We start from the raw sequence: 25,327 nt of genomic DNA on the forward strand, positions 1-25,327 counted from the left end.
CGGGCCCGGTGGCGTTCGACGGACTGCGGTTCGCGTTCGGGACGTTGTCGGTGCTGCGGGTGCGGGTGGACCGCTGGGACCGCCCGACAGCGAGGCGGGCGATGCTCGCGGCCCCGCTGGTCGGCCTGCTGCTGGGCGCCCTGGCCGCCGCCGCCGGCGCGCTGGTCGCCTGGCGCGGCGGTGCGCCGCTGGCGGCGGTGGCCGCGGTCGCGGCGGGCGCCGCGCTGACCCGGGGGCTGCACCTGGACGGCCTGGCCGACGTCGCGGACGGGCTGGGCAGCGGGAAGCCGGCCGAGGACGCCCTGCGGATCATGAAGCAGTCGGACATCGGCCCGTTCGGGGTGCTGACGCTGCTGCTGGTGCTGCTGGCTCAGATCGCCGCCCTGGCCGACGCCTTCGCCGCCTCGACCGCACGGGGCGCGCTGGCCGTGCTGACCGCGGCGGTGACCGCCCGCTGCGCGCTCGCCTGGGGCTGCCTGCGCCAGGTGCCGGCGGCGCGGCCCGGCGGGCTGGGCGCGACCGTCGCGGGCACCGTCCCGGTGGCCGGGGCGCTCGCGGTGTCGGCGGCCTCGGCGGCGGTGCTCGCACTCGCCGGCGCCGGCCAGGGATGGGCCGCGCTGCGCGCACCACTGGCCCTGCTGCTCGGACTCGGCTGCGCGGGGCTGCTGCTGCGGCGCTGCGTGCGGCGCTTCGACGGCGTCACCGGGGACGTGCTCGGGGCGCTCGCGGAGACCGCGGCGACCGGCGCGCTGGTGGCGCTGGCCCTGCTCTGACCAGCGCCTGACGGCCCGGCAGGGCGAGCCGGGCCCGGCTGACGGCCGATCGGGGACGATGCACCCGGCGCGGGCCGGGACCCGCACCGCCGGACGGCGCCGGCGACGGCCGGGACACCGGGGGCGCGTGATCCCACCATGCGGACTACCATGCGGGGAGCAATCGTAGCCCTGTGCCCGTTTCCCGCGGATCACGCCGGGGTTATGCCGGTACGGCACCGGTGCCGTACCCGGCCGTGGACCGCGAAAGAACAGGACGCATTTACGTGACTGCACTGTCTGTGAGCACCTCCTCCGCCGCATCGCTGCGCGCGGATGCCCTGGTGATCGGCGTGGCGAAGGGCCCCAAGGGCCTGGTCGTCGCCTCCGGCGCCGAGGCCGTCGCCGAGGCGTTCGAGGGCAAGCTGGCCGAGGTCCTCACGACCCTGGGCGCGACCGGCGCCGAGGGTGAGGCGGTCAAGCTCCCCGCCGCCACGGGTCTGAAGGCCCCGCTGGTGCTGGCCGTCGGCCTGGGCGAGGCCGCCGAGGCCGGCTACGGGGCCGAGACGCTGCGCCGTGCCGCCGGCGTCGCCGCCCGCACCCTGGCCGGCGTCAAGAAGGCCGCGCTGCTGCTCCCCGCCGAGTCGGCCGAGGAGATCGAGGCCGTCGCGCTGGGCGGCCTGCTCGGCGCGTACAGCTTCGGCAGCTACAAGGGCGCCGGCAGCGGCAAGGAGCCGGTCGGCGAGCTGGTGCTGCTGGCCGCCCGCAAGGGCAACAAGGACGCCAAGGCCGCCGCGGAGCGCGCCACCGCGCTCGGCGAGGAGATCAACCGCGCCCGCGACCTGATCAACACCGCCCCGAACGACCTGCACCCGAAGGCCTTCGCCGCGATCGCCCAGGCGGCCGGCAAGGAGCACGGCCTCAAGGTCGAGGTGCTGGACGAGAAGGCGCTGGCCAAGGGCGGCTTCGGCGGCATCCTCGGGGTCGGCGTCGGCTCGGCCAACCCGCCCCGCCTGGTGAAGGTGGCCTACACCCACCCGAAGGCCAAGGCGACCCTCGCCTTCATCGGCAAGGGCATCACCTACGACTCGGGCGGCATCTCGCTGAAGCCGGCCGGCCACAACGAGACCATGAAGTGCGACATGTCCGGCGCCGCCGCCGTGTTCGCCGCCGTGGTGGCCGCCAAGCGCCTGGGCCTCGCGGTCAACGTCACCGGCTGGCTCGCGCTGGCCGAGAACATGCCCTCCGGCTCCGCCACCCGCCCCGGCGACGTGCTGCGGATGTACGGCGGCAAGACCGTCGAGGTCCTCAACACCGACGCCGAGGGCCGGCTGGTGCTCGCCGACGCGATCGTCCGGGCCGGCGAGGAGAACCCGGACGTCATCGTCGACGTCGCCACCCTGACCGGCGCCATGGTGCTCGCCCTGGGCAACCGCACCTTCGGCGTGATGGCCAACGACGACGACCTGCGCACCCGGCTGCACGAGACCGCCGAGGCGGTCGGCGAGCAGTCCTGGCCGATGCCGCTGCCGGCCGAGCTGCGCAAGGCCATGGTCGAGACCACCATCGCCGACCTGCAGAACATGGGCGAGCGGATGGGTGGCGGCCTGGTCGCCGGCCTGTTCCTGAAGGAGTTCGTCGCCGAGGGCATCGACTGGGCCCACCTCGACATCGCCGGCCCGGCCTTCCACGAGGGTGCGCCGTACGGCTACACCCCCAAGGGCGGCACCGGCAGCGCGATCCGCACCCTGGTGCGCTTCGCCGAGGACACCGCGAACGCGTGACCCCCGCGGAGGGGCCCGGCGCCGTGACGGTGCCGGGCCCCTCCGGCATTACCAGCCGGTAACGGGCTTCGCAATGAGATCGCCTGTTCGCCTCCGGCGAAACTTTGTTCCGCAGAGCGGAAGGCGGCGGGGGCCCCGGCCGGCCGCCGGGCCCTTCGGCCCTGCCCCGACAGGGGTTTGAGCTGCGACAATGACCACACGTAGGGGCGGCTCGGCCCCCCGTCGGCGCCCTCGAGGGGCCCTTCGGGGCAGCCCCCGACGCCAGCCGCCGCCAACAAGTGCAAAGATGTATTTCCGGCACGACTGGGCGCCTTACAAAGGCTTCCGACCCACCGGACCGCGACCGGCCCGGCGAACCGCACCCCTTGCATGGAGGACGTGACGTGGCGAACGACGCCAGCACCGTTTTCGACGTAGTCATTCTCGGAGGCGGAAGCGGCGGTTACGCCGCGGCGCTCCGCGCCGCCCAGCTGGGTCTGAGCGTCACCCTGATCGAGAAGGGTGAGCTCGGCGGCACCTGCCTGCACCGCGGCTGCATCCCGACCAAGGCCCTGCTGCACGCGGCCGAGATCGCCGACGAGACCAAGGAAGCCGCCGAGTTCGGCGTCCTGGCGACCTTCCAGGGCATCGACATCAACGGTGTCCACAAGTACAAGGACGACGTGGTCAGCGGCCTGTACAAGGGCCTGCAGGGCCTGGTCGCCTCGCGCAAGGTCAACTACATCACCGGCGAGGGCAAGCTCTCCTCGCAGACCTCGGTGGACGTGAACGGCCGGCGCATCGAGGGTCGCCACATCATCCTCGCCACCGGTTCGGTGCCGAAGTCGCTGCCCGGTCTGACCATCGACGGCGACCGGATCATCTCCTCGGACCACGCCCTCAAGCTCGACCGGATCCCGAAGTCGGCCGTCATCCTCGGCGGCGGCGTGATCGGCGTCGAGTTCGCCTCCGTCTGGAAGTCGTTCGGCGTCGACGTCACCATCGTCGAGGCCCTGCCGCACCTGGTGCCGCTGGAGGACGAGAACTCCTCCAAGCTGCTGGAGCGTGCCTTCCGCAAGCGTGGCATCAAGTTCGAGCTCAAGGCCCGCTTCTCCGGTGTCGAGTACACCGCCGACGGCGTCCGCGTCTCCACCGAGAACGGCAAGCAGATCGACGCCGACCTGCTGCTCGTCGCGATCGGCCGCGGCCCGGTCTCGGCCGGCCTCGGCTACGAGGAGAACGGCGTCGCGATGGACCGCGGCTACGTCCTCGTCGACGAGTACATGCGCACCAACGTGCCGACCATCTCCGCCGTCGGCGACCTCGCCCCGACCCTGCAGCTGGCCCACGTCGGCTTCGCCGAGGGCATCCTCGTCGCGGAGCGGCTGGCCGGCCTCAAGGCCGTGCCGATCGACTACGACGGCGTGCCGCGGGTCACCTACTCCAACCCGGAGGTCGCCTCGGTCGGCATCTCCGAGGCCAAGGCCGTGGAGATCTACGGCAAGGACAAGGTCGTCACGCTCAAGTACAACCTGGCCGGCAACGGCAAGAGCAAGATCCTGAAGACCGCCGGCGAGATCAAGCTCGTCCAGGTCAAGGACGGCGCCGTGGTCGGCGTCCACATGGTCGGCGCCCGCATGGGCGAGCAGGTCGGCGAAGCTCAGCTGATCTACAACTGGGAGGCGCTGCCGGCCGAGGTGGCCCAGCTCATCCACGCCCACCCGACCCAGTCCGAGGCCCTCGGCGAGGCGCACCTGGCGCTGGCCGGCAAGCCGCTGCACGCGCACGACTGATCGCGACCGAGCACCCCCATTCCTGTACGCAAGACTTGATAGGAGTCGCTGAAACCATGGCGGTCTCAGTAACACTGCCCGCACTGGGCGAGAGCGTGACCGAGGGCACCGTCACCCGCTGGCTGAAGGCCGAGGGTGAGCACGTGGAGATGGACGAGCCGCTGCTCGAGGTGTCGACCGACAAGGTCGACACCGAGATCCCGGCGCCGGCGTCCGGCATCCTGGCCTCGATCAAGGTCGGCGAGGACGAGACCGTCGAGGTGGGCGCCGAGCTGGCGGTCATCGACGACGGCTCCGGCGCGCCCGCCGCCGCTGCCGCCCCGGTGGCGGAGGCCGCTCCGGCCGCCGCCCCCGCCCCGGCCCCCGTGGCCGAGGCCCCCGCCGCTCCGGCTGCTCCGGCTGCCGCGCCGGCCGCCGCCGCTCCGGCCGCGCCCGCTGCCGACGCCACCCCGGTCCTGCTGCCCGCCCTGGGCGAGAGCGTGACCGAGGGCACCGTCACCCGCTGGCTGAAGGCCGAGGGTGACACGGTCGAGGTCGACGAGCCGCTGCTCGAGGTCTCGACCGACAAGGTCGACACCGAGATCCCCTCGCCGGTCGCCGGCGTCGTGGTCAAGATCCTGGTCGGCGAGGACGAGACCGCCGAGGTCGGCGCCCAGCTCGCGCTGATCGGCGCGGCGGGTGCGGCTCCGGCCGCCCCCGCGGCTCCGGCCGCTCCGGCTCCGGCGGCTGCTCCGGCCGCCCCCGCGGCTCCGGCTGCGGTCCCGGCTCCGGTCGCCGCCGCTCCGGCCGCCCCGGCCCCGGCCCCGGTGGCTCCGGCCGCCCCGGTCGCCGCCCCGGCCCCGGCCCCGGTGGCTCCGGCCGCCCCGGTCGCCGCCCCGGCCCCGGTCGCGGCTCCCGCTCCGGCCGCCCCGGTCGCCGCTGTTCCGGTGGCGCAGGCCGCACCGGCCGCCGACGGTGGTGACGCCTACGTCACCCCGCTGGTGCGCAAGCTCGCCGCCGAGCAGGGTGTCGCCCTGTCCGCCGTCACCGGCACCGGTGTCGGCGGTCGGATCCGCAAGCAGGACGTGCTGGCCGCGGCCGAGGCCGCCAAGGCCCGTACCGCCGCCCCGGCCGCCTCCGCCGCGAAGGCCCCGGCCACCGTCGCCGAGGTCTCGCCGCTGCGCGGCACCACGGTCAAGATGTCGCGCCTGCGCTCGGTCATCGCCAAGCGCATGGTCGAGTCGCTCCAGGTGTCGGCGCAGCTGACCACCGTGGTCGAGGTCGACATCACCAAGCTGATGCGCCTGCGCGCCAAGGCGAAGGCCGGCTTCGAGGCCCGCGAGGGCGTCAAGCTGTCCCCGATGCCGTTCTTCGTGAAGGCCGCCACCGAGGCGCTGAAGGCCCACCCGGTCGTCAACTCCCAGGTGAACGAGGCCGAGGGCACCATCACCTACCACGGCGCCGAGCACGTGGGCATCGCGGTGGACACCGAGCGCGGTCTGCTCGTCCCGGTCATCCACGACGCGGGCGACCTCAACATCGCCGGCATCGCCAAGAAGACCGCCGACCTCGCGGCCCGCACCCGCGACAACAAGGTCACCCCGGACGAGCTGGGTGGTGGCACCTTCACCATCACCAACACCGGCTCGCGCGGCGCGCTGTTCGACACCCCGATCATCAACCAGCCGCAGGTGGCGATCCTGGGCATCGGCGCCGCCGTCAAGCGCCCGGTGGTCATCAACCACCCGGACCTGGGCGAGACGATCGCCGTGCGCGACATGGTCTACCTGGCCCTGTCGTACGACCACCGGATCGTGGACGGCGCCGACGCCGCCCGCTACCTGGGCACGGTCAAGGCCCGTCTGGAAGAGGGCGCCTTCGAGGGCGACCTCGGCCTCTGATCCGGCCGCACCCCGGTGCCCCGCTCGTCCTCGGACGGGCGGGGCACCGTCGTTCCCGGGAAAGGGCTCGGATTCGCCGGCCGCCCCGCCGTGCGCCGGGTGTGCGCGGGCCGGGGGGAACGGGGATGCTGGAGCGGTGATGTACGAGACGGAGTTCTGGCAGCTGATCGACGAGACCAGGGACGCGGCCGACGGCGACCCGGACGACCAGGCCGAGGCGCTGGTGGAGCGCCTGGTGCAGCTGACGCCCGACGATGTGATCGACTTCGCCCGGCTGTTCGAGGCCCGGTTCCAGCGGGCGTACCGGACCGAGCTGTGGGGCGCCGCGTACCTGCTCCTGGACGGTGCCTCGGACGACACCTTCGACTACTTCCGGTGCTGGCTGATCGGGCAGGGCCGCGAGGTGTACGAGGGCGCCGTGCACGAGCCGGACGCGCTGGCCGAGCTGGTGCCGGACTTCGACGACGAGGAGGACGGCGAGGCCGAGGACCTGGGCTACGCCGCCGACGAGGCGTACGAGCAGCTCACCGGGCTGCCGCTGCCCGAACTCGGGCTGGAGCAGCCGGACGGGCCCGAGGGCGAGCCGTTCGACTTCGACGACCCCGCGGTGATGGCGAAACGGTTCCCCCTGCTCTGGGAGCGGTTCGGGGAGTGAGCGCCACGGGGTGAGTGCATCAGGAGCGGGTGGGCCCGGCTCGGCGCCGGGCCCACCCGCCCGCCGGTCAGGCGCCGCTGCCGCCGGCGGTGGAGCGGATGCCCGCGACGATCTGCTCCAGCACCGCGGGCTTGGGGGCCAGCGGGTCGTCGTCCACCCCGCCGTGCAGCAGCACGAAGCCGCCGCCCTCGGCCGGCGCCGCCACCATCAGGACGTAGCCGCTGGCGCCCTGCTCCGGCGTGACGTACCAGCGCACGGCGTAGCTGTCGACGCCGGCGACGGTGATCGGGCCGGAGGTGAGGTCGCGGTGGCCGGTCAGCTTGCCGAAGATCGCCGGGGCGTAGTTGGCCATCGCCGCCTCCGCCGCGATCTTGGCGTCGGTGCCGGGGAACGCCTGGGCCTCGATCGAGAACTGGCCGCGCACGCACTGCTCGGACAGCCCGCAGTCGTACGGACCGCTGGTGGCGTGCATCGAGGCGACCGCGGTGGCGTCCCGGGACGTCCAGCCCGCCGGGACGGTGACCCGCAGCCCGTGCTGGGCGTCGGTGACCGTCGTCGCGGCGCCCGCGCTGGGCGAGGGGCTGGGGCGTGGGCTGGGACTGCGGGACGGCGGCGCCGACCTGCTGGGCGAGGCGGACGCCGACGGCGAGGGGGACGGCGGGGGCGGCGTGGGGTCGTCGCCACCGCGGGTGTACGCGTAGCCGATCGCGGCCGCCGCGACCAGGACCGCCACCACGGCGATGCTGATGCCGATCACCAGCCCGTTGCGCCGCGGCTCCGGCGGGGGTCCCGGGTAGCCGTAGCCGCCGAGCTGGCCCTGCGGCGGGTAACCGTAGGCGGGCTGGGCGGCCGGGCCGTACCCCGGCTGCGCCGGCTGCTGGGCGGGCTGCGCCGACTGTCCGGGCTGGGCGGCGGCCGGGCTCTCCCAGGCCTGGGTCGGCGCGTCCGCGAGCTGGCCGGGGGTGGGCGCACCGGCCTGGCGCACGTCGGCGGTCCAGGCGGTGCCGTCCCACCAACGCTCCTGGGACGTCCCCTGGACGGGGTACCAGCCGGGAGGGATCGAGTTGGTCACCCCCGCAACGGTACCGGCCCCGGACCGGCGGGCGGCAGGGCGGAGCGGTCACGACTTGGCACGCCGGGGCGCGTCCCGGGCGGGGCTCAGCCGTCGAGCCGACGGCCCATCAACACATCGTCCACGTAGCAGCCCTCCAGCAGGAACTCCCCCGGCAGGACGCCGTCGACCCGGAAGCCGCGGCGCTCGTACAGCCGGCGGGCGGCGGTGTTGGGGGCGAGCACCCGCAGCGTCATCCGGCGGGCGCCCTCGGCGCGGGCCGCCGCGCAGGCCGCCTCGATCAGCGCGTCGCCGACGCCCCGGCCACGGGCCTCGGGCAGCACACCCAGGCCCTGGATCTGGCGGATGTGCCGGTTGCTGGCGAGCGGGGTGGGCGGGACCTGCCGCACGTACCCGACCACCCGGCCGGCCAGTTCGGCGATCAGGAACTGCTCCGGGACGTGCCGCTCGTCGAAGAGCACGGCGTCCTCGGTCCGCCTGGGGGTGACCTCGCTGACCGGCGACCAGACGGCGCGGTCCAGGGCCAGCAGGGCCGGCTCGTCCTCGACCACGGCCGGACGTATCGTCAGATCACTGGTGCGCATGGCCGACATGGTAGGCCGTGACCCCGGCTGTGACCCCGGCCGCGGCCCCGGGGCTGCGAGGATGGCCGCATGCGTATCGCGGTGACGGGTTCCACAGGTCTGATCGGTTCGGCGCTGGTCCGCTCGCTGCTGGCGGACGGGCACCAGGTGGTGCGGCTGGTACGGCAGCGCGGCCGGACCGGGCCGCAGCCGGACGGCACCGTCGGGGTGGGCTGGAACCCGCACCTGATGCGGGTGGACACGGCCGGTCTCGAGGGCGTCGAGGCGGTGGTGCACCTGGCCGGTGCCGGGGTCGGTGACCGGCGTTGGACCGATGCGTACAAGCGGGAGATCCGGGACAGCCGGGTGCTGGGCACCGAGGCGATCGCCGGCGCGCTGGCCGGGCTGAAGGACCCGCCGGCGGTGCTGGTGAGCGGCTCGGCCGTCGGCTACTACGGCCAGACCGGCGCCCGGGTGATCTCCGAGACGGACCCGGCCGGGCGGGACTTCCTGGCCTCCGTCTGCGTGGAGTGGGAGCAGGCGGCCCGGCCGGCCGCCGAGGCGGGCATCCGGGTGGTGCACCCGCGGACCGGGCTGGTGCTCTCGCCGGACGGCGGCGCCGGGGCCCGGCTGCTCCCGCTGTTCAAGCTGGGGCTGGGCGGCCGGCTCGGCTCCGGCGAGCAGTACTGGAGCCTGATCTCGCTGGCCGACGAGGTCGCGGCGCTGCGGTTCCTGATCGACACCCCGGAGCTGAGCGGGCCGGTCAACCTGACCGGCCTCGAGCCCGTGACCAACCGGCAGCTGACCGAGGTGCTGGGCCGGGTGCTCGGACGGCCGACGGTGTTCGCGGTGCCGGAGTTCGCGCTGCGGACGGTGCTCGGCGAGATGGCGGTCGAGGTGGCGGGCAGCCACCGGGTGCGGCCCGAGCGGCTCCTGGCGGCCGGGTTCGAGTTCCGGCACGGGGACGCGGAGGCGGTGGTCCGGGCGGCGCTGTAGGCGGGGGTCCGGGCGGCGCTGTAGGCGGGGGTCCTGCGGGCGGGTGCGGGCTGCGGGGACGGGTGGGAACGGCGCTTCGGGCCGTGCATTCCCGGCGACCGCGCACACCGGGGGGCGCACGGAGGCATGCCGACGGCGCGTTGCGCGCCTGTGGTGACCGTACGCGCCCGCGACCCCACCGGCCGCCCCCGGATGGCGCACACTCCGTGACCGTGCCCCCGCCTGGTGCCGCCACGCCCCTCCCGTGACTCCCCTTTCCACCGGGCCCTGCGGTCTGATCAGCACATTGACGGGGCATCACGAGAACGGACCGGTTCCCGGCACGACGCTGCCCGCACGGCCGGAGTTCACCGGTCCGGCCGCGCCCGGCCGCGGAGACCACCGTCAGGGAGGAGCACATCCGTGCCCGCATACGACTTCACCCGCCGCATCCGCCAGCCGTCGGACCCCGACGTCGTCGTGATCGGCGCCGGTCTCGCCGGCCTCGCAGCAGCCCGGGCGCTGACCGCACGCGGGATCACCGTCCAGGTCCTGGAGGCCGCGGAGCAGCTCGGCGGGCGGATGGCCGCCCGCGAGCTGGACGGCTTCCGGCTGGACCAGGGCGCCCTGCTGCTGAACACCGACTTCCCGGAGCTCGGCCGCCGCCTCGACGTGGACCGGCTCGCGCTGCGCCCGCTGGCCCCCGGCATGCTGGTGTACAGCGGCGGCCGGCGGCACCGGGTCGGCGACCCGCAGCAGACCACCGCCCGCCAGGCCGCCACTCGAGGCCCGCTCGGCAGCCCGCTCGACAAGGCCCGGCTGGCCGCCACCCTCGGCCGGCTCGCCGCCACGCCGGCCTCCCGGCTGCTGGCCCGCCCGGAGACCACCGCCGCCCGCGCCCTGGCCGAGCGCGGCCTGTCGCCGCGGATCGTGGAGGGCTTCCTGCGGCCGCTGCTCGGGGTGCTGCTGGCCGACCCGGCGCTCACCACCAGCAGCCGGGTGGCCGACCTGGTGCTGCGCAGCTACGCCCGGGGCCGGCTCTGCCTGCCCGCCGGCGGGGCCAGCGCGGTGCCCGCCCAGCTGGCCGAGCAGTTGCCGGCCGGCACCGTCCGGCTCGGCGTCGAGGCCGTCGCGGTCTCGGCGGACGGCGTGCAGACCGCCGCGCACGGCCGGATCGCCACCCGGGCGGTCGTGGTGGCCACCGACGCACGCTCGGCCGCCGTACTGCTGCCCGGACTGCGGCTGCCCGGCTTCCACCCGGTGACCACGTACTTCCACGCCGCCGACCGCGCCCCGACCGACGAGCCGCTGCTGCTGCTCGACGCCGACCGGGACACGGCGCGGGGCGGGATCTCGCACTCGCTGGTGCTCAGCGCGCTGGACCCGTCCTACGCGCCGGCCGGGCGGTCGCTGATCGCCACCACCGTGCTCGGCCGGCAGAGCTTCGACCCGGGCGGCCCGGCGGGGGCGGAGCCGGCGGTACGGCGGCGGCTGGCGGAGCTGTACGGCACGGGGACGGCCGGCTGGGAGTTCCTGAGCGTGCGGCACCAGCCGGACGCCGTGCCGGCGATGCCGCCGCCGCACAACGTCCGCCGCCCGGTACGGCTGCTCGCCGGGCTGTACACCTGCGGCGACCACCGGGACACCAGCACCGTCCAGGGCGCGCTGGTGTCGGGGCGGCGGGCGGCCGAGGCGGTGCTCAGCGACCTCGGCGTGCCGTCGGCGGAGCGGGCGGCGGACGTGGCCGCGTAGGGGCGCAGTGGCGCAGCGGCGGGGCCGGTGTCCGGATCACCCTCGTACCGGGGGGCGCGGTGGATCCGGACACCGGCCGGACCGGCCCTCCCCCGGCCTCCGACCGGCGGGTGGGTGACACAGGTGACTCGGCCGGTGAGGGGGCGGCCGAGCCGGTAGCCGTCCGGGCCGGGGGTCCGGAGCGCCATACCGCCCGGGCGGCAGGTGGCCTGGTGGGTGGCAGGCTGCCGCCCACGGCCCGGCGGACCCCCGGGAACTCCGGCGTGCCGCCGGCCGATCGGGCTGCGCGGGGCCCGGGGTACCGGACGGCCCTCCCTGCGGTGCCCGACGGGCGGCGTGACCGCTTCCGGTTCGTAGGGCGTTCGGGCGGCGGGCGCCCCGGCCTGCCGGTCCCCGGGAACGGCAGGACCGACGGGTGGCTGACCTGGTGCCCAGCGCGCCGCCTGCACCGGCCGCCCGGCGGGTGGGCCCTCGCACCTCCGGTCGCGTCGTCAGGACTCACTGCGGAGCCCGGCGACGACGCACGGATCGGCGGCATGACCCACCTCCGGCACAGAGGGCATCCGAACAACGGGTGAACCGACATGCTGGTCCCCGGGAGCGGCACCACTCCGCTCGGCCGCGCACGGCGACGGGTGGCCGACCTGGTGCCCAGCGCCCAGCGGGTGGGCCCGCCCGCCTCCTGTCGCGTCGTCGGGCCTCCCTGCGCCGCCCGTACGGATGGGCGGCATCACCCACCCCGGCGCAGAGTGCTTTCGGGCGGCCGGATACCCGGCATTCCGGACCCAGGAGCGGCACCGCTTCGCCCACCCGCGCACGGCAGCGGACGGTCGACGTGGTGGCCCAGCGCCCCGCGCGTGCACCGCGTTGCCCGGCGACGACGCACGATGGGCGGCGTGACCCGCCCCCGGCGCGAAGGGCGTCAGGGGCGGCAGATCACCCGGGGCGCCGGTCTCCGGGAGCGCCACCACTCCGCACGCCCCGCGCACCGCGGCGGATCACCGACGCGCGCGTACGGATCGCCCCGCGGGTGGTCCGTGGCCGGGTGTCCGTCTCCGGTCGGGCCCCGTGCCCGCCCCGTGGCCGGGTGGCCGTGCGGCGGGGCGGGCGTGGGGCCTCGGCCGGGGCGGGGTCAGATCACGCCCGACTGCCGGGCCGCGTCCTCGAAGGCCCGGACGCCGCTGTGGCTGCGGTAGGGGGCCAGCCGGCGGTGGAAGTCCCGGAGGTACTCGACGGTGCGCGCGGAGCGCATCTCACCGGCCGCCCGCAGCGCGTCGGTGGCCATCGAGCAGGCTTCCTCGACCTCGCCGAGGCCCAGCCGGGCGGAGGCGAGGACCAGCCGGCACAGGATCCGGCTGCGGGCGTAGGCGGGCCCGCGCAGCCGCAGCGACTTCTCCGCGTGCTGGGCGGCCGGCCGCCACTGCTGGAGGTCGCGGTAGCAGTGCGCGAACTCGTCGGCCAGCTGGGCGTCGTCGAAGTACCGTGCCCAGGAGGGCACTTCGTCGCTCGGGCGGCTGGTGGCCAGGGCCCGTTCGCAGCGCACCAGCGCGGTGGTGCAGGAGCGGACGTCCCCGACCAGGCCGTGACCGCGCGCCTCGGCGGCGTGCATCAGCGCCTGCACCACCGGTACGGCGGTGCTGCCGACGCCCTGCTGGGCGACCCGGGCGAGCTGGATGGCCTCCCGGGCGTGGCCGAGGTGGACGGCCTGCTGGCTCATGGTGGTGAGGATGAAGCCGCCGAGCACTCTGTCCCCCGCCGCCTGGGACAGCCGCAGGGCCTGCACGAAGTACCGCTGGGCCAGGCCGTGCGCCGCGATGTCGAACGAGGTCCAGCCGGCCAGCCTGGTCAGGTCGGCGACCGCGCTGAACAGCGCCCGGCCGACCGGCTCGCCGTAGCGGCCGCGCAGCATCGGCTCGGCCTCGCTCTCCAGGTAGCGGACCAGCGCCTGGCGGGCGTGGCCGCCGCCGTAGGCGTGGTCGAGGGCGCGGAAGAGGTCGCCGACGGCGCGGATGGCGGCGATGTCGCCCCGCCCGACCCGGACCGGCGGCCGGTGGTCGCGGGGCTGCTCCGGCTGGTCGGGACCGGCCGGCGGCCGGCGGCCGTGCTGGGGCGGCCGGCCCTGCTGCGGCACCCGGGGCGGGCCCGCGTGGTGGCCGGCCCGGGCGGCCGGGAGCTCGACCCGGGCAGTCGGCGGGGCCTCCTCCGGGGGCGGCGCGGAGCCGTCCCGGGCGACCCGCTCGTCGGTGCGGCCGATCAGCCAGTCCCGGCTGGGCACCACCAGACCGGCCGGGGTGAAGGCGATCTTCCGGAGTTCGGCGTACGGGCCGTTGTCCTTGCGCCACATGGAGGCGACGATGTCGACCGCCTCCTGCGGCGTCTCGGCGAACTCCAGGCCGGCGTAGACCGGGGCGCAGGCGTCCAGCCCGACGTCCTGGGCGGTCAGCCGGCGGCCGAGGCGGCGGGTGAAGACCTCGGCGATCAGCGCGGGGGTGGCCCCGCGGGGCTGCTGGCCGCGCAGCCAGCGGGTCACCGAGGTCTTGTCGTAGCGCAGGTCGAGCCCGTGCTCCAGGCCGAGTTGGTCGACCCGGCGGGCGAGCCCCGCGTGCGAGAAGCCGGACTCCTCGATGAGCGCGGCGAGTTGTGGGTTCTGGGTACGGGTCGGACCGGCCGGGGCCGGGTCGGCCGGGTGGTCGGCGGCGGACCCACCGGGTAGGGCGGACCCGCCGGGCAGAGCGGACCCGCTGGGCACGGTGGGCACGGTGGGCGCGTGCGCAGGGGCCCCGGCCGGCACCTTGTGCGGGTCGAGCGGGTCGAGCGGTCCGTACGCCGGGCTGTCGGTTGCAGGCCGTTGGGGCATGTCTGTCAACACCTCTCGAGCGACGCACCGGATCCCCCCGGTGCTCGGTGCGGCGCCCCCTGTCGGGAATCGGCGTGAATGTAGCGAGCATTCGGGCGCTATGGGCGGATCTGGGCGGGCAATCCTCCGAACGGGTGATGCATTGGCGTCCGTTGTGGGGAAGCTCGGGTCCCGCGTGTTTGGCTTGGACGTCTGCTGCGCCGAATCCGCCCCCATGGCGTCGAACCCCATGTCCGGGGCGGGTGCTGTGGCGGTCGGTCACATAGGAGGACGGGCCCGCAGTTCCTACCGTTCTCGGCCATGGACACCACTTCCGCCCCGGGCCCGCTCAGCGGCCGGACCGCCCTGGTCACCGGGGCCGCCGCGGGCATCGGCCGGGCCTGCGCCGAGGCGCTCGCCGCGGCCGGCGCCCGGGTGCACGTCGTCGACCTGAGCGCCGCCGGGGCCGCCGAGGTGGCCGGCCGGATCGGCGGCACCGCCTGGGTCGCCGACCTCGCCGACCCGGTGGCGGTGGACGCGCTGCCGGACGACGCCGACATCGTCGTCAACAACGCCGGCCTCCAACACGTCGCTCCGCTGCACGAGTTCCCGGTGGAACGGTTCCTCCAGCTCCAGCGGGTGATGGTGGAGGCGCCGTTCCGGATCCTGCGCCGCACCCTGCCGCACATGTACCGGGAGGGCTGGGGACGGATCGTCAACATCTCCTCCGTGCACGGCCTGCGGGCCAGCCCCTTCAAATCGGCGTACGTCACCGCGAAGCACGCGCTGGAGGGACTCAGCAAGACCGCCGCCCTGGAGGGCGCCCGGTACGGCGTCACCAGCAACTGCATCAGCCCCGCCTACGTGCGCACCGCGCTGGTGGAGCGGCAGATCGCCGACCAGGCGGACACCCACGGCATCGCCGAGGACGAGGTGGTGGAGCGGATCATGCTCGACCGCACCGCCGTCAAGCGTCTGATCGAGCCCGCCGAGGTGGCCGCGCTGGCCGTCTGGCTCTGCTCGCCGGCCGCCTCGTACATCACCGGCACCAGCCTCCCCGTGGACGGCGGCTGGACCGCGCACTGACCCACCCGCACCACCCGGCCCCGCCCCTGACACCCCACCCGCCCCGCACGCACCCGCCGCACCCCCGCACGCACCCACCCGCCCCGCACCACCCGACCCCCCGAGGTGACCCCGATGGCCAGCTCCCCCGACGCCGCGAGAAGCGGCTCCCGGCTCTGGAAGGTGGTCGGTGCCAGCCTGATCGGCACCACCATCGAGTGGTACGACTACTTCTTGTACGGAACGGCCGCCGCCCTGGTCTTCGGCAAGGTCTTCTTCCCGAACAGCGACCCGCTGACCGGCACCCTGCTCTCCTTCCTCACCTACGCGATCGGCTTCGCCGCCCGCCCGCTCGGTGCGCTGGTCTTCGGCCATTTCGGCGACCGGATCGGCCGCAAGCGCCTGCTGGTGCTGAGCCTGCTGCTGATGGGCGGGGCGACCACGCTGATCGGCTGCCTGCCGACGTACCGCCAGGTCGGCGTGGCCGCGCCGCTGCTGCTGACCGCCCTGCGCCTGGTGCAGGGCTTCGCGCTCGGCGGCGAGTGGGGCGGGGCCGTCCTGCTGGTCTCCGAGCACGGCGACCGGCGGCGGCGCGGCTTCTGGGCCTCCTGGCCGCAGGGCGGCGCCCCGGCCGGCAACCTGCTGGCCGCCGGCGTGCTCTCGCTGCTGACCACCGTGCAGAGCGACGCCGACTTCCTCGCCTGGGGCTGGCGGATCCCCTTCCTGCTCTCGGCGCTGCTGGTGATAGTCGGGATGTGGATCCGGCTCTCGGTGGACGAGTCCCCGCTGTTCAAGCAGGCGCTGGCCGCGGCCGAGGCCCGGGGCGGCCAGGAGCAGCCACCGCTGGTCGCGGTCCTGCGCAACCACTGGCGGGACGTGCTGGTCGCGATGGGCGCCCGGATGGCCGAGAACATCTCGTACTACGTGATGACCACCTTCGTGCTGGCCTACGCCGTCGGCCACGTCCACCTGTCCAAGCAGACCGCGCTGAACGCCGTACTGATCGGCTCCGCCGTCCAGTTCGCGCTGATCCCGCTGTTCGGCGCGCTCTCCGACCGGGTCGGCCGCAAGCCGGTCTACCTGGTCGGCGCGGTCGGGGTGGGGATCTGGGCGTTCGTCTTCTTCGGCCTGGTCGACACCAAGGACTTTGGCTCGCTGGTGCTGGCGGTCACCGTCGGCCTGGTCTTCCACAGTGCGATGTACGCACCGCAGGCCGCCTTCTTCTCGGAGCTGTTCGCGACCAGGATGCGCTACTCGGGCGCCTCGATCGGCGCCCAGTTCTCCTCGGTCGCCGCCGGCGCGCCCGCCCCGCTGATCGCCACCGCACTGCTCAAGGACTACGGCAGCGCCACCCCGATCGCGGTCTACGTGGCGATCGCCGCCGCCGTCACCGTGCTCGCCGTACTGTGCGCCCGCGAGACCCGCGGCAGCGACCTGACCGAGGTCGAGGCCTCCGGCGCGGCCGGCGAGCGGGCGGCAGGGCAGGCGGTCACCGTCTGAGCCCCGTACGGCCCGGCGCGCTCCGCCATCCGCGCCGGGCCGTTCCGCCCTCCAGCGAGAACTGGCACGATGTCCCGCACCATGGACCACCCCGACACCGGCACCGCGCCCGGCGCCCCGGCCACGGACCCCACCGCGGCCCCGGCGCTGCGCCGGCTGCTCGACCTGCTGGCCGCCGGCGCCGCCACCGAGGACTTCGCCGACGTGCTCGCCGACGCCCGCCGCCGGGGCGCCCCGGCCGAGGTGCTCGCGCAGATCGACGACGCCACCTGGCAGGCCCTGCGGGTGCACCGGACCCTGCGCCAGCACCGGCGCCGGGAGACCGAGCTGACGGCGCTCTTCGACACCGCCGGGGACCTGGCCGCCTCCCGCGACCTCGACTCCGTGCTGCAGGCCATCGTCCGCCGGGCCCGGATGCTGCTCGGCACCGACACCGCCTACCTCACGCTCCCCGACGAGGCCGCCGGCGACACCTACATGCGGGTCACCGACGGCTCGGTCTCCGCGCTCTTCCAGCACCTGCGGCTCAGCCTCGGCGACGGCCTCGGCGGCCTGGTCGCCCAGCACGCCCGCCCGTACGCCACCCCCGACTACCGCACCGACGAGCGGTTCCGGCACACCGCCCGGATCGACGCCGGCGTGCTGGACGAGGGCCTGGTCGCGATCATCGGGGTGCCGCTGCTGCTCGGCGGGCGGGTCATCGGCGTGCTGTTCGCCGCCGACCGCTCGGCCCGCGCCTTCTCGCCCGACGAGGTGGCCCTGCTCTGCACCCTGGCCGCGCACGCCGCGATCGCCCTGGACACCGCCGGCTCGCTCGCCGAGACCCGTGCCGCGCTCGCCGGGCTCGCCACCGCCAACGAGGTCATCCGGGCCCACTCCGCCGCCGTCCAGCGCGCCGAACAGGCCCACGACCGGCTCACCGACCTGGTGCTGCGCGGCGCGGAGGTGGCCGACGTGGCGGCCGAGGTGGCCGTCCTGCTCGACGCGGAGGTCTCCGTCCACGACCCCGAGGGCGCCCCGGTCACCGGCCGGGCCCTGACCGGCGGCGACCTGGCGCAGGCGCTCGCCGCCTCCCGCCGCGAGGCCCGGGCGGTGCGGCACGGCACCGGCTGGGTGTGCGCCGTGCTGGCCGGCCAGGAACTGCTGGGCGGCCTCGCGCTGCACGGCCGCCCCGGCCTGGACGACGCCGACCGCCGGATCTTCGAGCGCGCCGGGGTGGTCACCGCGCTGCTCCTGCTGCTGCGGCGCTCCGTCGCCGAGACCGAGAACCGGATCCGCGGCGAACTGCTCACCGACCTGCTCACCGCCCCCGACCGCGACCCGGCCGGACTGACCGCCCGCGGCCGCCGGCTCGGCGTCGACCTCGCCCGGCCGCACCTGGCCCTGGTCGCCACCACCACCGCCGAGGGCCGCACCCGGCTGGCCGGCGCCGCGGCCCGCCACCTGTTCGGCTCCCGCGGCCTGAGCGCCGAGCACGGCGAGGCCGTCGTCCTGCTGCTCCCCGAGGACGGCACGGCCCCCGGCCCGCTCGCCCGGGACACCGCCGAACGGCTGGCCCGGCTGGCCGGCGCCCCGGTGACGGTCGGCGTCGGCCGGCCCGCCACCGGGCCGGCACCGCTCGCCGCGGCGTACGCGGAGGGGCTGCGCTGCGTGCGGGCGCTGCGGGTGCTCGGCCGGGACGGTGAGGGCGCCGCCGCCTCCGACCTGGGCTTCCTCGGGGTGCTGCTCGGCGACGGGCACGAGGTGGACGCCTTCGTCGGCGCCACCCTCGGACCGCTGCTGGAGTACGACGCCCGGCGCGGCACCGAGCTGGTGCGCACCCTGCGGGCGTACTTCGACTGCGGCGGCAGCCTCACCCGGGCCAAGGACCAGCTGCACGTCCACGTCAACACGGTGGTGCAGCGGCTGGACCGGATCGAGGCGGTGCTCGGGGCGGACTGGAACCGGCCCGAGCGCAGCCTCGAACTCCACCTCGCGCTGCGCCTCCAGCTGCTCGCGGCCGGCTGAACCCCCGCCCGCCGCGGGCCGGGCGGGGGCCGGACGGGGGCCGGGGCGCTGCCGGACGCGCCGCCGCGGCGCAGGCGTACAGTTCTGGGGTTGGTCTCGAACGCCTGGCAAGGAGCAGTGGTGAGCGAGCAGATACGGTTCGTGCGGTTGGGGACGGGCGCCGGCGCGGTCCCGTACCAGGAGGCCTGGGCCGAGCAGCAGCGGCTGCACGCGCTGCGGGTCGCGGACGAGATCCCGGACACCGTGCTGCTGCTGGAGCACCCGCCCGTCTACACCATGGGCAAGCGCACCAACCCGGCCGACCTGCCGCTCGACGGCACCCCCGTGGTGGAGGTCAACCGGGGCGGCGAGATCACCTGGCACGGCCCCGGCCAGCTGGTCGGCTACCCGATCGTCAAGCTGCCGGACCCGATCGACGTCGTCGCCTACGTGCGGCGGCTGGAGGAGGCCCTGATCCGGGCGTGCGCCGAGTTCGGCGTGGAGACCACCAGGATCGAGGGCCGCAGCGGGGTCTGGAAGCTGGGCGCGGAGATCCCGGACGCGGTGGTGGACCCGTCCCAGGTGGTGGAGATCGGCAAGCTCACGCTGCGGATGGGCCTGCCGCTGGGGATCGATCCGCGGCTGGCCGGCCCGGAGTACGCGCCGTCCAACGCGGGCCAGCGCGGTGACGACCGCAAGCTGGCCGCGATCGGCGTCCGGGTGGCGCGCGGCGTGACCATGCACGGCTTCGCGCTCAACTGCGACCCGGACATGACCTGGTTCGACAAGATCGTGCCGTGCGGGATCCGGGACGCCGGGGTCGGTTCGGTCAGCTCCGAGCTGGGCCGGGACTTCACGGTGGCCGACGCGCTGCCGGTCGTCGAGCGGCAGCTCACGGCGGTGCTGGCCGAGCTCGCGGAGCCCTCGCTCGCCCACTGAGCCGGGAATCCATACCGGGTCTCGGTTGTTGCCCTGCGATTGCAGGGCCGGGCCCGGCGCAATCGAAGAAAGTACAGGCGTACCCTGGGGGTACCCCGTCTAGTCCTAGGAGTCGCACGTGTCCGCTGTCGCACCCGACGGCCGGAAGCTCCTCCGTCTGGAGGTCCGGAACGCCGAGACCCCCATCGAGCGGAAGCCCGAGTGGATCAAGACCCGGGCGAAGATGGGCCCGGAGTACAACGCGCTGCAGTCGCTGGTGAAGAAGGAGGGGCTGCACACGGTCTGCCAGGAGGCGGGCTGCCCCAACATCTTCGAATGCTGGGAGGACCGCGAGGCGACCTTCCTGATCGGTGGCGACCAGTGCACCCGCCGCTGCGACTTCTGCCAGATCGACACCGGCAAGCCCGCCGACTTCGACCGGGACGAGCCGCGCCGGGTGGCCGAGTCGATCGTCACGATGGACCTGAACTACGCGACCATCACCGGCGTCGCCCGTGACGACCTGGAGGACGGCGGCTCGTGGCTGTACGCCGAGACCGTCCGCCAGGTGCACGCGCTGACCGCCGAGCGGGCCGCCGGCCGGACCGGCGTCGAGCTGCTGATCCCGGACTTCAACGGGGTGCCGGCGCTGCTGGACGAGGTCTTCGACTCCCGCCCCGAGGTGCTCGCGCACAACGTCGAGACGGTGCCGCGGATCTTCAAGCGGATCCGCCCCGCGTTCCGCTACGAGCGCTCGCTGGACGTCATCACCCAGGCCCGCGCGGCCGGTCTGGTGACCAAGTCCAACCTGATCCTGGGCATGGGCGAGACCCGCGAGGAGGTCAGCCAGGCGCTGGCCGACCTGGTCGGCGCCGGGTGCGAACTGATCACCATCACCCAGTACCTTCGGCCGTCCGTGCGCCACCACCCGGTGGAGCGCTGGGTGAAGCCGCACGAGTTCGTCGAGCTCCAGCAGGAGGCCGAGGAGCTGGGCTTCGCCGGGGTGATGTCCGGTCCGCTGGTGCGTTCCTCCTACCGCGCCGGGCGGCTGTACCGGCAGGCGCTGGAGCACCGCGCGCAGGCCGCGGTCTGAGTTTCGTCCGATGATGGGGCGGGTCCCGTTGGGGCCCGCCCCGTCGTCGCGTCCGGGTGGCTTCATCGGCCTTTGACGCCGAGGTCACCGACCGGTAACAGCGGGCGGTCATGATGGCGGGGTCGGACCGGTCCCGGCGGGCTCACCCGGTGGGCACCGGCCAGGTGGTCCGACCGGCGATCCGACAGGCAATCCGACAGGCACGGGAGCGCGCGACATGCAGGCAGGTATCGGAGCGGTACGGGGCGGGCTCGACCTGGGCCGGGTGCGGTCGGTCGGGGACGCGGTGCGGCTGGCGGAGCGGGTCCTGCTGGCCGGCGGCCAGCGCCGCGCCCGGATCAACGCCTGGTCCGCGGTCTGCGAGAACCGGCGGCACGCGGCCGACCGGGTGGACGGGACCGCGCCGTCCGGCGTCCGGGGCGGGGGTCCGACCGGCTCCCGGCAGCACGCGTAGCGGACGACCAGGTCACGAACCGGCACCGCCCTTGGATATCCCGTACCTGCCACACGTACCATGAGCGGTATGGCGAGGGAAACATCCGAGAACCCCGGGCGGCTGAAGCAGATCCGCACGGCATACCAAATGACCAAGAAGGTCGACACCAAGATCGGCCTGATCATCGGAGGCATCGGCCTCCTCACCTTCGGCGTGTTCCTCGCCATCGGTTTCCTGATCGGTCACCCCATCTACCTGGGCATCCTGGGCTTCATCGTGGCCTTCCTGGCCATGGCGATCGTCTTCGGCCGCCGGGCCGAGCGGGCCGCCTTCGGGCAGATGGAGGGCCAGCCGGGCGCGGTCGCCGCGGTGCTGGACAACATCCGCCGCGGCTGGAGCGCGAACTCGACCCCGGTCGCGGTCACCCGCAACCAGGACGCGGTCTACCGGGCGGTCGGCCGCGCCGGCATCGCGCTGATCGGTGAGGGCAACCCGAACCGGGTCCGGCCGCTGCTGGCGGCCGAGAAGCGCAAGATGTCCAAGGTGGTCGGCGACATCCCGGTGCACGACATCATGGTCGGCAACGGCGACGGCGAGATCCCGCTGAAGAAGCTGCAGATCCACCTGATGCGGCTGCCGCGGGCGATCACCCCGGGCCAGGTCACCGAGACCAACGACCGGCTGCGCGCGCTGGGCGACCTGCTCTCCAAGGCCCCGATCCCCAAGGGCCCGATGCCCAAGGGCGCCCGGATACCCAAGGGCGGCCAGGCCCGCTGACCGAGCGGCCCCGACGACACCACGGCCCCGCCGCGATCCACTCGCGGCGGGGCCGTTCGACGTGCGGGGCCGTTCTCGACCTGTCAGGTCGTGGTGTCGGATCCGGACCTCGTCAGATCCGAACCTCGACGGTGCCGACGGCCTTGTCGTGCAGGCCGCGGGAGTCGCGGTCCCAGACCAGCGCGGGCACCACCAGGCAGAGCAGCAGGGTGCGCAGCAGCACCTGCGGCACGGTGGGCCGGCTGCCGTCGAGCCGGACGACCCGCAGGCCGAACAGCCGCTTGCCGACGGTGAAGCCGGCGGTGGCCAGCAGCACCACGGTCACCAGGTAGAACAGCGGGGTGGTCCACAGGTTGGCGACCGCCTGGTCACCGCGGGCGAGCAGCCCGTAGGCGACGAGGCTGCACAGCCAGCCGTCGACGAACAGCGCGCCGATCCGCCGGCCGGGGCCGGCGACCGAGCCGGGGCCCTCCGCGGGCAGGCCCAGGCGCTCGCCGCGGTGGCCGAAGTCGGCGCCCATCCGCTCGGCCGCGGCCTTCGGGCCGTCGATCCACGATCCCAACGCTTCTCTGGTATCCACGAATCCACAGTATCCGGACCTCTCGGGCGATCTTCGCCGCCCTCCCCCCGAGGGGTGAATCCGGTGTCGCCGGACTGCCACAAGTGGTCTGGACCACTTGGGGTCCAGGGTGCCGCCGGGGGCCGCGTTTTGTCCGGAACCGTACGGCTTTGCCGCCCGGCGGCGCGGTCCGGTTAACATTCAGGAAACGGTGGAGTCACCGGCCGGAAACGGCCCAGCTCTAACGTGAGCCGCCCTAGGGCGCCACCAGACCGCACGCTGAGGAGGATGGATGTTCACCAACGCCGACGAGGTGAAGCAGTACATCGCCGACAACGACATCAAGTTCGTCGATGTCCGGTTCTGCGACCTGCCGGGCGTCATGCAGCACTTCTCGGTGCCGGCGGCCACCTTCGACCCGTCCGAGACCCTGATGTTCGACGGCTCGTCGATCCGCGGGTTCCAGGCCATCCACGAGTCCGACATGGCACTCGTCCCGGACCTGGCCACCGCCCGTCTGGACCCGTTCCGGACCGAGAAGCACCTCAACATCAACTTCTTCATCCAGGACCCGATCACGGGCGAGGCCTACAGCCGCGACCCGCGCAACGTGGCCAAGAAGGCCGAGGCGTTCCTGGCCTCCTCCGGCATCGCCGACACAGCGTTCTTCGGCCCGGAGGCCGAGTTCTACGTGTTCGACTCGGTGCGCTTCGAGACCAGCGCCAACGCCTCGTACTACCACATCGACTCCGAGGCGGGCGCCTGGAACAGCGGCTCCGCCGAGGGCGACGTACGGGGCTACAAGGTCAAGTACAAGGGCGGCTACTTCCCGATCCCGCCGGTCGACCACTTCGCCGACCTGCGCGCCGAGATGTCGCTCGAACTGGCCAAGGCGGGCCTGGAGGTGGAGCGCCAGCACCACGAGGTCGGCACGGCCGGCCAGGCGGAGATCAACTACAAGTTCAACACCCTGCTGCACGCCGCCGACGACCTGATGCTGTTCAAGTACATCATCAAGAACGTCGCCTGGCGCAACGGCAAGACCGCCACCTTCATGCCGAAGCCGATCTTCGGGGACAACGGCTCCGGCATGCACGTCCACCAGTCGCTGTGGACCGAGGGCTCCCCGCTCTTCTACGACGAGCAGGGCTACGCGGGCCTCTCCGACACCGCCCGGTACTACATCGGCGGGCTGCTCAAGCACGCGCCCTCGCTGCTCGCCTTCACCAACCCGTCGGTGAACTCCTACCACCGCCTGGTCCCGGGCTTCGAGGCACCGGTCAACCTGGTCTACTCGCAGCGCAACCGCTCGGCCGCGATCCGGATCCCGATCACCGGCTCGAACGCCAAGGCCAAGCGGATCGAGTTCCGCGCCCCCGACCCGGCCTCCAACCCGTACCTGGCCTTCGCCGCCATGCTGATGGCCGGCCTGGACGGCATCAAGAACAAAATCGAGCCGCTGGAGCCGGTCGACAAGGACCTCTACGAGCTCGCCCCCGACGAGCACGCGGCCGTCCCCCAGGTCCCCGCCTCCCTCGGCGCCGTCCTGGAGGCCCTGGAGGCCGACCACGAGTACCTGCTCGCGGGCGGCGTCTTCACCCCGGACCTGATCGAGACCTGGATCGACTTCAAGCGCACCAACGAGATCGCCCCGATCGCCCTGCGGCCCCACCCGCACGAGTTCGAGCTGTACTACGACCTGTAGGGGGACCTCCGACCTGCGGGAACGCAGGTCGATCTCTCAATGTTTCCGCAGGTCAGCACCTCGCTGACCTGAGGAAATGTCGTACCGCGGACTCGCTCCGAGCACCCAATTGACCCGGGTCAGGTCGATCTCCGGATCCGTACGGGAGGGCACCCGCCTCGCCGGTCCGAGGGAGTTGACCACCTGTGCCACCGCACCGGGATCGAAAGGATGACGGGCAGGATCGACGTCCTCCCAGGCAAGTTCACGGGGGTAGGGCACTCTGGACACCCGGTCAGGCTGCACGGGAGCGGGCGGTACGGGCAACGGGTTTTTCCGGTCGGCCGAACAAGGAAGGACTCGTCGGCCACGCCGTCGCCCCGGGGACGGCCGCCCTGGCCGTACGACCCGCCCGGCCCGCTCCCATGCAGCCTGAACCCAGGTACCCACGGAGGGCGGCGTGAACAGCATGGACCCCGAACAGATCCGGCGGCTGCGCGAGGTGGCCGACGAACTGCGGGAAGTCGTCGAGCAGTTGGAGGGCGGCTGGAAGGTGGAGATCACCGAAGGGCAGATCTCCGTCGTGATGGTCGACCGGACGCTGCCTCGCGGCCTGAACGTCCGCCACCTGCGCCGGCAGGTCGAGGCACAGACGCCGGACGTCATCGTGCTGAGCGACACCGACGTCGAGGACCCGGTGACCGGGCTCCGCAAGATTCCCGACCTCATGGTGCTCGCGGCCGACGGGATCGACCTGGCGGCCCGGAAGGTCAATTCGCGTGACCTGCTGCTGGTGGTCGAAGTGGTCTCGGGGAGCAATCCCAACAACGACTACCGCGAGAAGCTCGACGACTACCCGCGGATGGGCATCCCCACCTATCTCGTGGTCGATCCGCGCAAGGCGACCCTGTCGGTCTACGGCGATCCGGTCCGTTCGCCCGAGGGGACGCGCTACGCCACCGCCCGCACGCACGCGTTCGGCGACGCCGTGCACGTCGACCGCTGGGTCTTCGAGACGGCGGGGCTGACCCGCTACCCGGACAGCTGGTAGCGCCGGGCGCCCGGCTCAGTCCGTGGTGAGGCCCGGGAGGGGGTCCTGGTCGCCGGGGAGGACGCGGACGGACGGGTCGGGGCGGCGGCATTCGCGGCCCAGCCGGAGCATCCGGGACTCCGGGTCGTGCAGCGGGCGGCCGCAGCGCAGGCAGCGCACCTCGGCCGGCAGGCGGGCGGGGATCGGGGGGATCAGGGCGGGGTCCGACACCCCCACA

General features: G+C 74.2%; 21 protein-coding genes. 16 read left to right on the forward strand and 5 right to left on the reverse strand.

The window, feature by feature from the left end:
• Positions 1–8 precede the first annotated feature (8 nt).
• The 5 genes from ABT014_RS03405 (at position 9) to ABT014_RS03425 (ending at position 6,843) form a co-directional block, all read left to right on the forward strand.
• The gene (locus ABT014_RS03405) at positions 9–773 is read left to right on the forward strand and encodes an adenosylcobinamide-GDP ribazoletransferase (RefSeq protein ID WP_350636540.1); all 765 of its coding nucleotides are present in this window, start codon (positions 9–11) and stop codon (positions 771–773) included.
• A 266-nt stretch (positions 774–1,039) separates the two neighbouring features.
• A complete protein-coding gene (locus tag ABT014_RS03410; protein ID WP_350636542.1) occupies positions 1,040–2,536 on the forward strand; it encodes a leucyl aminopeptidase in 1,497 nt (498 codons plus the stop codon).
• 383 nt (positions 2,537–2,919) lie between these two features.
• A complete protein-coding gene (gene lpdA / locus ABT014_RS03415) occupies positions 2,920–4,308 on the forward strand; it encodes a dihydrolipoyl dehydrogenase (protein WP_350636544.1) in 1,389 nt (462 codons plus the stop codon).
• A gap of 56 nt (positions 4,309–4,364) precedes the next feature.
• Positions 4,365–6,188 carry a 2-oxoglutarate dehydrogenase, E2 component, dihydrolipoamide succinyltransferase gene (sucB, locus tag ABT014_RS03420; RefSeq protein WP_350636546.1) on the forward strand — a complete coding sequence of 608 codons (1,824 nt, stop codon included), beginning with the start codon at positions 4,365–4,367 and terminating at the stop codon, positions 6,186–6,188.
• Between the two features lie 139 nt (positions 6,189–6,327).
• Positions 6,328–6,843, forward strand: a complete 516-nt coding sequence (locus ABT014_RS03425) for a DUF4240 domain-containing protein (RefSeq protein WP_350636915.1) — start codon at positions 6,328–6,330, stop codon at positions 6,841–6,843.
• A 67-nt stretch (positions 6,844–6,910) separates the two neighbouring features.
• On the opposite strand, the gene ABT014_RS03430 is transcribed toward ABT014_RS03425, so the two are convergent.
• Entirely contained in the window at positions 6,911–7,915 is a 1,005-nt protein-coding gene (locus tag ABT014_RS03430; RefSeq protein WP_350636548.1) for a DUF2510 domain-containing protein, read from the reverse strand.
• Positions 7,916–8,001: 86 nt separating this feature from the next.
• Complete coding sequence (locus tag ABT014_RS03435) at positions 8,002–8,499, reverse strand: GNAT family N-acetyltransferase (RefSeq protein WP_502894828.1); 498 nt, start codon at positions 8,497–8,499, stop codon at positions 8,002–8,004.
• Between the two features lie 69 nt (positions 8,500–8,568).
• On the opposite strand from ABT014_RS03435, the gene ABT014_RS03440 reads away from it, so the two are divergent.
• Both ABT014_RS03440 and ABT014_RS03445 read left to right on the forward strand, forming a co-directional pair.
• Entirely contained in the window at positions 8,569–9,474 is a 906-nt protein-coding gene (locus tag ABT014_RS03440; protein WP_350636552.1) for a TIGR01777 family oxidoreductase, read from the forward strand.
• Between the two features lie 402 nt (positions 9,475–9,876).
• Complete coding sequence (locus ABT014_RS03445) at positions 9,877–11,205, forward strand: FAD-dependent oxidoreductase (RefSeq protein WP_350636554.1); 1,329 nt, start codon at positions 9,877–9,879, stop codon at positions 11,203–11,205.
• 1,132 nt (positions 11,206–12,337) lie between these two features.
• Here the strand turns inward: ABT014_RS03445 and ABT014_RS03450 are convergent.
• A complete protein-coding gene (locus tag ABT014_RS03450) occupies positions 12,338–14,062 on the reverse strand; it encodes an NsdA family TPR-like regulatory protein (RefSeq protein ID WP_350636556.1) in 1,725 nt (574 codons plus the stop codon).
• Positions 14,063–14,362: 300 nt separating this feature from the next.
• Here ABT014_RS03450 and ABT014_RS03455 point away from each other — a divergent pair, with 300 nt between their 5' ends.
• The 7 genes from ABT014_RS03455 (at position 14,363) to ABT014_RS03485 (ending at position 21,816) form a co-directional block, all read left to right on the forward strand.
• Complete coding sequence (locus ABT014_RS03455; protein WP_350636558.1) at positions 14,363–15,127, forward strand: 3-hydroxybutyrate dehydrogenase; 765 nt, start codon at positions 14,363–14,365, stop codon at positions 15,125–15,127.
• A gap of 114 nt (positions 15,128–15,241) precedes the next feature.
• Positions 15,242–16,606 carry an MFS transporter gene (locus tag ABT014_RS03460; RefSeq protein ID WP_350636560.1) on the forward strand — a complete coding sequence of 455 codons (1,365 nt, stop codon included), beginning with the start codon at positions 15,242–15,244 and terminating at the stop codon, positions 16,604–16,606.
• 69 nt (positions 16,607–16,675) lie between these two features.
• A complete protein-coding gene (locus tag ABT014_RS03465) occupies positions 16,676–18,613 on the forward strand; it encodes a helix-turn-helix domain-containing protein (RefSeq protein ID WP_502894829.1) in 1,938 nt (645 codons plus the stop codon).
• A 117-nt stretch (positions 18,614–18,730) separates the two neighbouring features.
• On the forward strand, positions 18,731–19,531 hold the full coding sequence (gene lipB, locus ABT014_RS03470) for a lipoyl(octanoyl) transferase LipB (RefSeq protein ID WP_350636919.1): 801 nt from the start codon (positions 18,731–18,733) through the stop codon (positions 19,529–19,531).
• A 118-nt stretch (positions 19,532–19,649) separates the two neighbouring features.
• A complete protein-coding gene (gene lipA / locus ABT014_RS03475) occupies positions 19,650–20,603 on the forward strand; it encodes a lipoyl synthase (protein WP_350636562.1) in 954 nt (317 codons plus the stop codon).
• A 217-nt stretch (positions 20,604–20,820) separates the two neighbouring features.
• Positions 20,821–21,057, forward strand: a complete 237-nt coding sequence (locus tag ABT014_RS03480) for a hypothetical protein (protein ID WP_350636564.1) — start codon at positions 20,821–20,823, stop codon at positions 21,055–21,057.
• 69 nt (positions 21,058–21,126) lie between these two features.
• Positions 21,127–21,816, forward strand: coding sequence for a DUF4191 domain-containing protein (locus tag ABT014_RS03485; protein ID WP_350636566.1), 690 nt, complete (start codon positions 21,127–21,129; stop codon positions 21,814–21,816).
• Between the two features lie 112 nt (positions 21,817–21,928).
• Here ABT014_RS03485 and ABT014_RS03490 read toward each other — a convergent pair whose 3' ends face one another.
• On the reverse strand, positions 21,929–22,396 hold the full coding sequence (locus tag ABT014_RS03490) for an RDD family protein (RefSeq protein ID WP_350636568.1): 468 nt from the start codon (positions 22,394–22,396) through the stop codon (positions 21,929–21,931).
• A 271-nt stretch (positions 22,397–22,667) separates the two neighbouring features.
• Here ABT014_RS03490 and glnA point away from each other — a divergent pair, with 271 nt between their 5' ends.
• Positions 22,668–24,080: a type I glutamate--ammonia ligase gene (glnA, locus tag ABT014_RS03495; RefSeq protein ID WP_350636570.1), complete on the forward strand. Its 1,413-nt coding sequence runs from the start codon at positions 22,668–22,670 to the stop codon at positions 24,078–24,080.
• 448 nt (positions 24,081–24,528) lie between these two features.
• On the forward strand, positions 24,529–25,110 hold the full coding sequence (locus ABT014_RS03500) for a Uma2 family endonuclease (RefSeq protein ID WP_350636921.1): 582 nt from the start codon (positions 24,529–24,531) through the stop codon (positions 25,108–25,110).
• Positions 25,111–25,125: 15 nt separating this feature from the next.
• Here ABT014_RS03500 and ABT014_RS03505 read toward each other — a convergent pair whose 3' ends face one another.
• A complete protein-coding gene (locus tag ABT014_RS03505) occupies positions 25,126–25,320 on the reverse strand; it encodes a DUF6011 domain-containing protein (RefSeq protein WP_350636573.1) in 195 nt (64 codons plus the stop codon).
• Between the last annotated feature and the right edge of the window lie 7 nt (positions 25,321–25,327).

The sequence above is a fragment of the Kitasatospora sp. NPDC094015 genome, assembly GCF_040304075.1.
GTDB lineage: Bacteria > Actinomycetota > Actinomycetes > Streptomycetales > Streptomycetaceae > Kitasatospora.

What these genes read in the sequence shown, in the direction of transcription:
- sucB (WP_350636546.1), top strand. Translation starts at nt 4,365, where the DNA reads ATGGCGGTCTCAGTAACACTGCCCGCACTGGGCGAGAGCGTGACCGAG.
- ABT014_RS03425 (WP_350636915.1), top strand. Translation starts at nt 6,328, where the DNA reads ATGTACGAGACGGAGTTCTGGCAGCTGATCGACGAGACCAGGGACGCG.
- ABT014_RS03435 (WP_502894828.1), bottom strand. Translation starts at nt 8,499, where the DNA reads ATGCGCACCAGTGATCTGACGATACGTCCGGCCGTGGTCGAGGACGAG.
- ABT014_RS03440 (WP_350636552.1), top strand. Translation starts at nt 8,569, where the DNA reads ATGCGTATCGCGGTGACGGGTTCCACAGGTCTGATCGGTTCGGCGCTG.
- ABT014_RS03450 (WP_350636556.1), bottom strand. Translation starts at nt 14,062, where the DNA reads ATGCCCCAACGGCCTGCAACCGACAGCCCGGCGTACGGACCGCTCGAC.
- ABT014_RS03455 (WP_350636558.1), top strand. Translation starts at nt 14,363, where the DNA reads ATGGACACCACTTCCGCCCCGGGCCCGCTCAGCGGCCGGACCGCCCTG.
- ABT014_RS03460 (WP_350636560.1), top strand. Translation starts at nt 15,242, where the DNA reads ATGGCCAGCTCCCCCGACGCCGCGAGAAGCGGCTCCCGGCTCTGGAAG.
- ABT014_RS03465 (WP_502894829.1), top strand. Translation starts at nt 16,676, where the DNA reads ATGTCCCGCACCATGGACCACCCCGACACCGGCACCGCGCCCGGCGCC.
- ABT014_RS03480 (WP_350636564.1), top strand. Translation starts at nt 20,821, where the DNA reads ATGCAGGCAGGTATCGGAGCGGTACGGGGCGGGCTCGACCTGGGCCGG.
- ABT014_RS03485 (WP_350636566.1), top strand. Translation starts at nt 21,127, where the DNA reads ATGGCGAGGGAAACATCCGAGAACCCCGGGCGGCTGAAGCAGATCCGC.
- glnA (WP_350636570.1), top strand. Translation starts at nt 22,668, where the DNA reads ATGTTCACCAACGCCGACGAGGTGAAGCAGTACATCGCCGACAACGAC.
- ABT014_RS03500 (WP_350636921.1), top strand. Translation starts at nt 24,529, where the DNA reads ATGGACCCCGAACAGATCCGGCGGCTGCGCGAGGTGGCCGACGAACTG.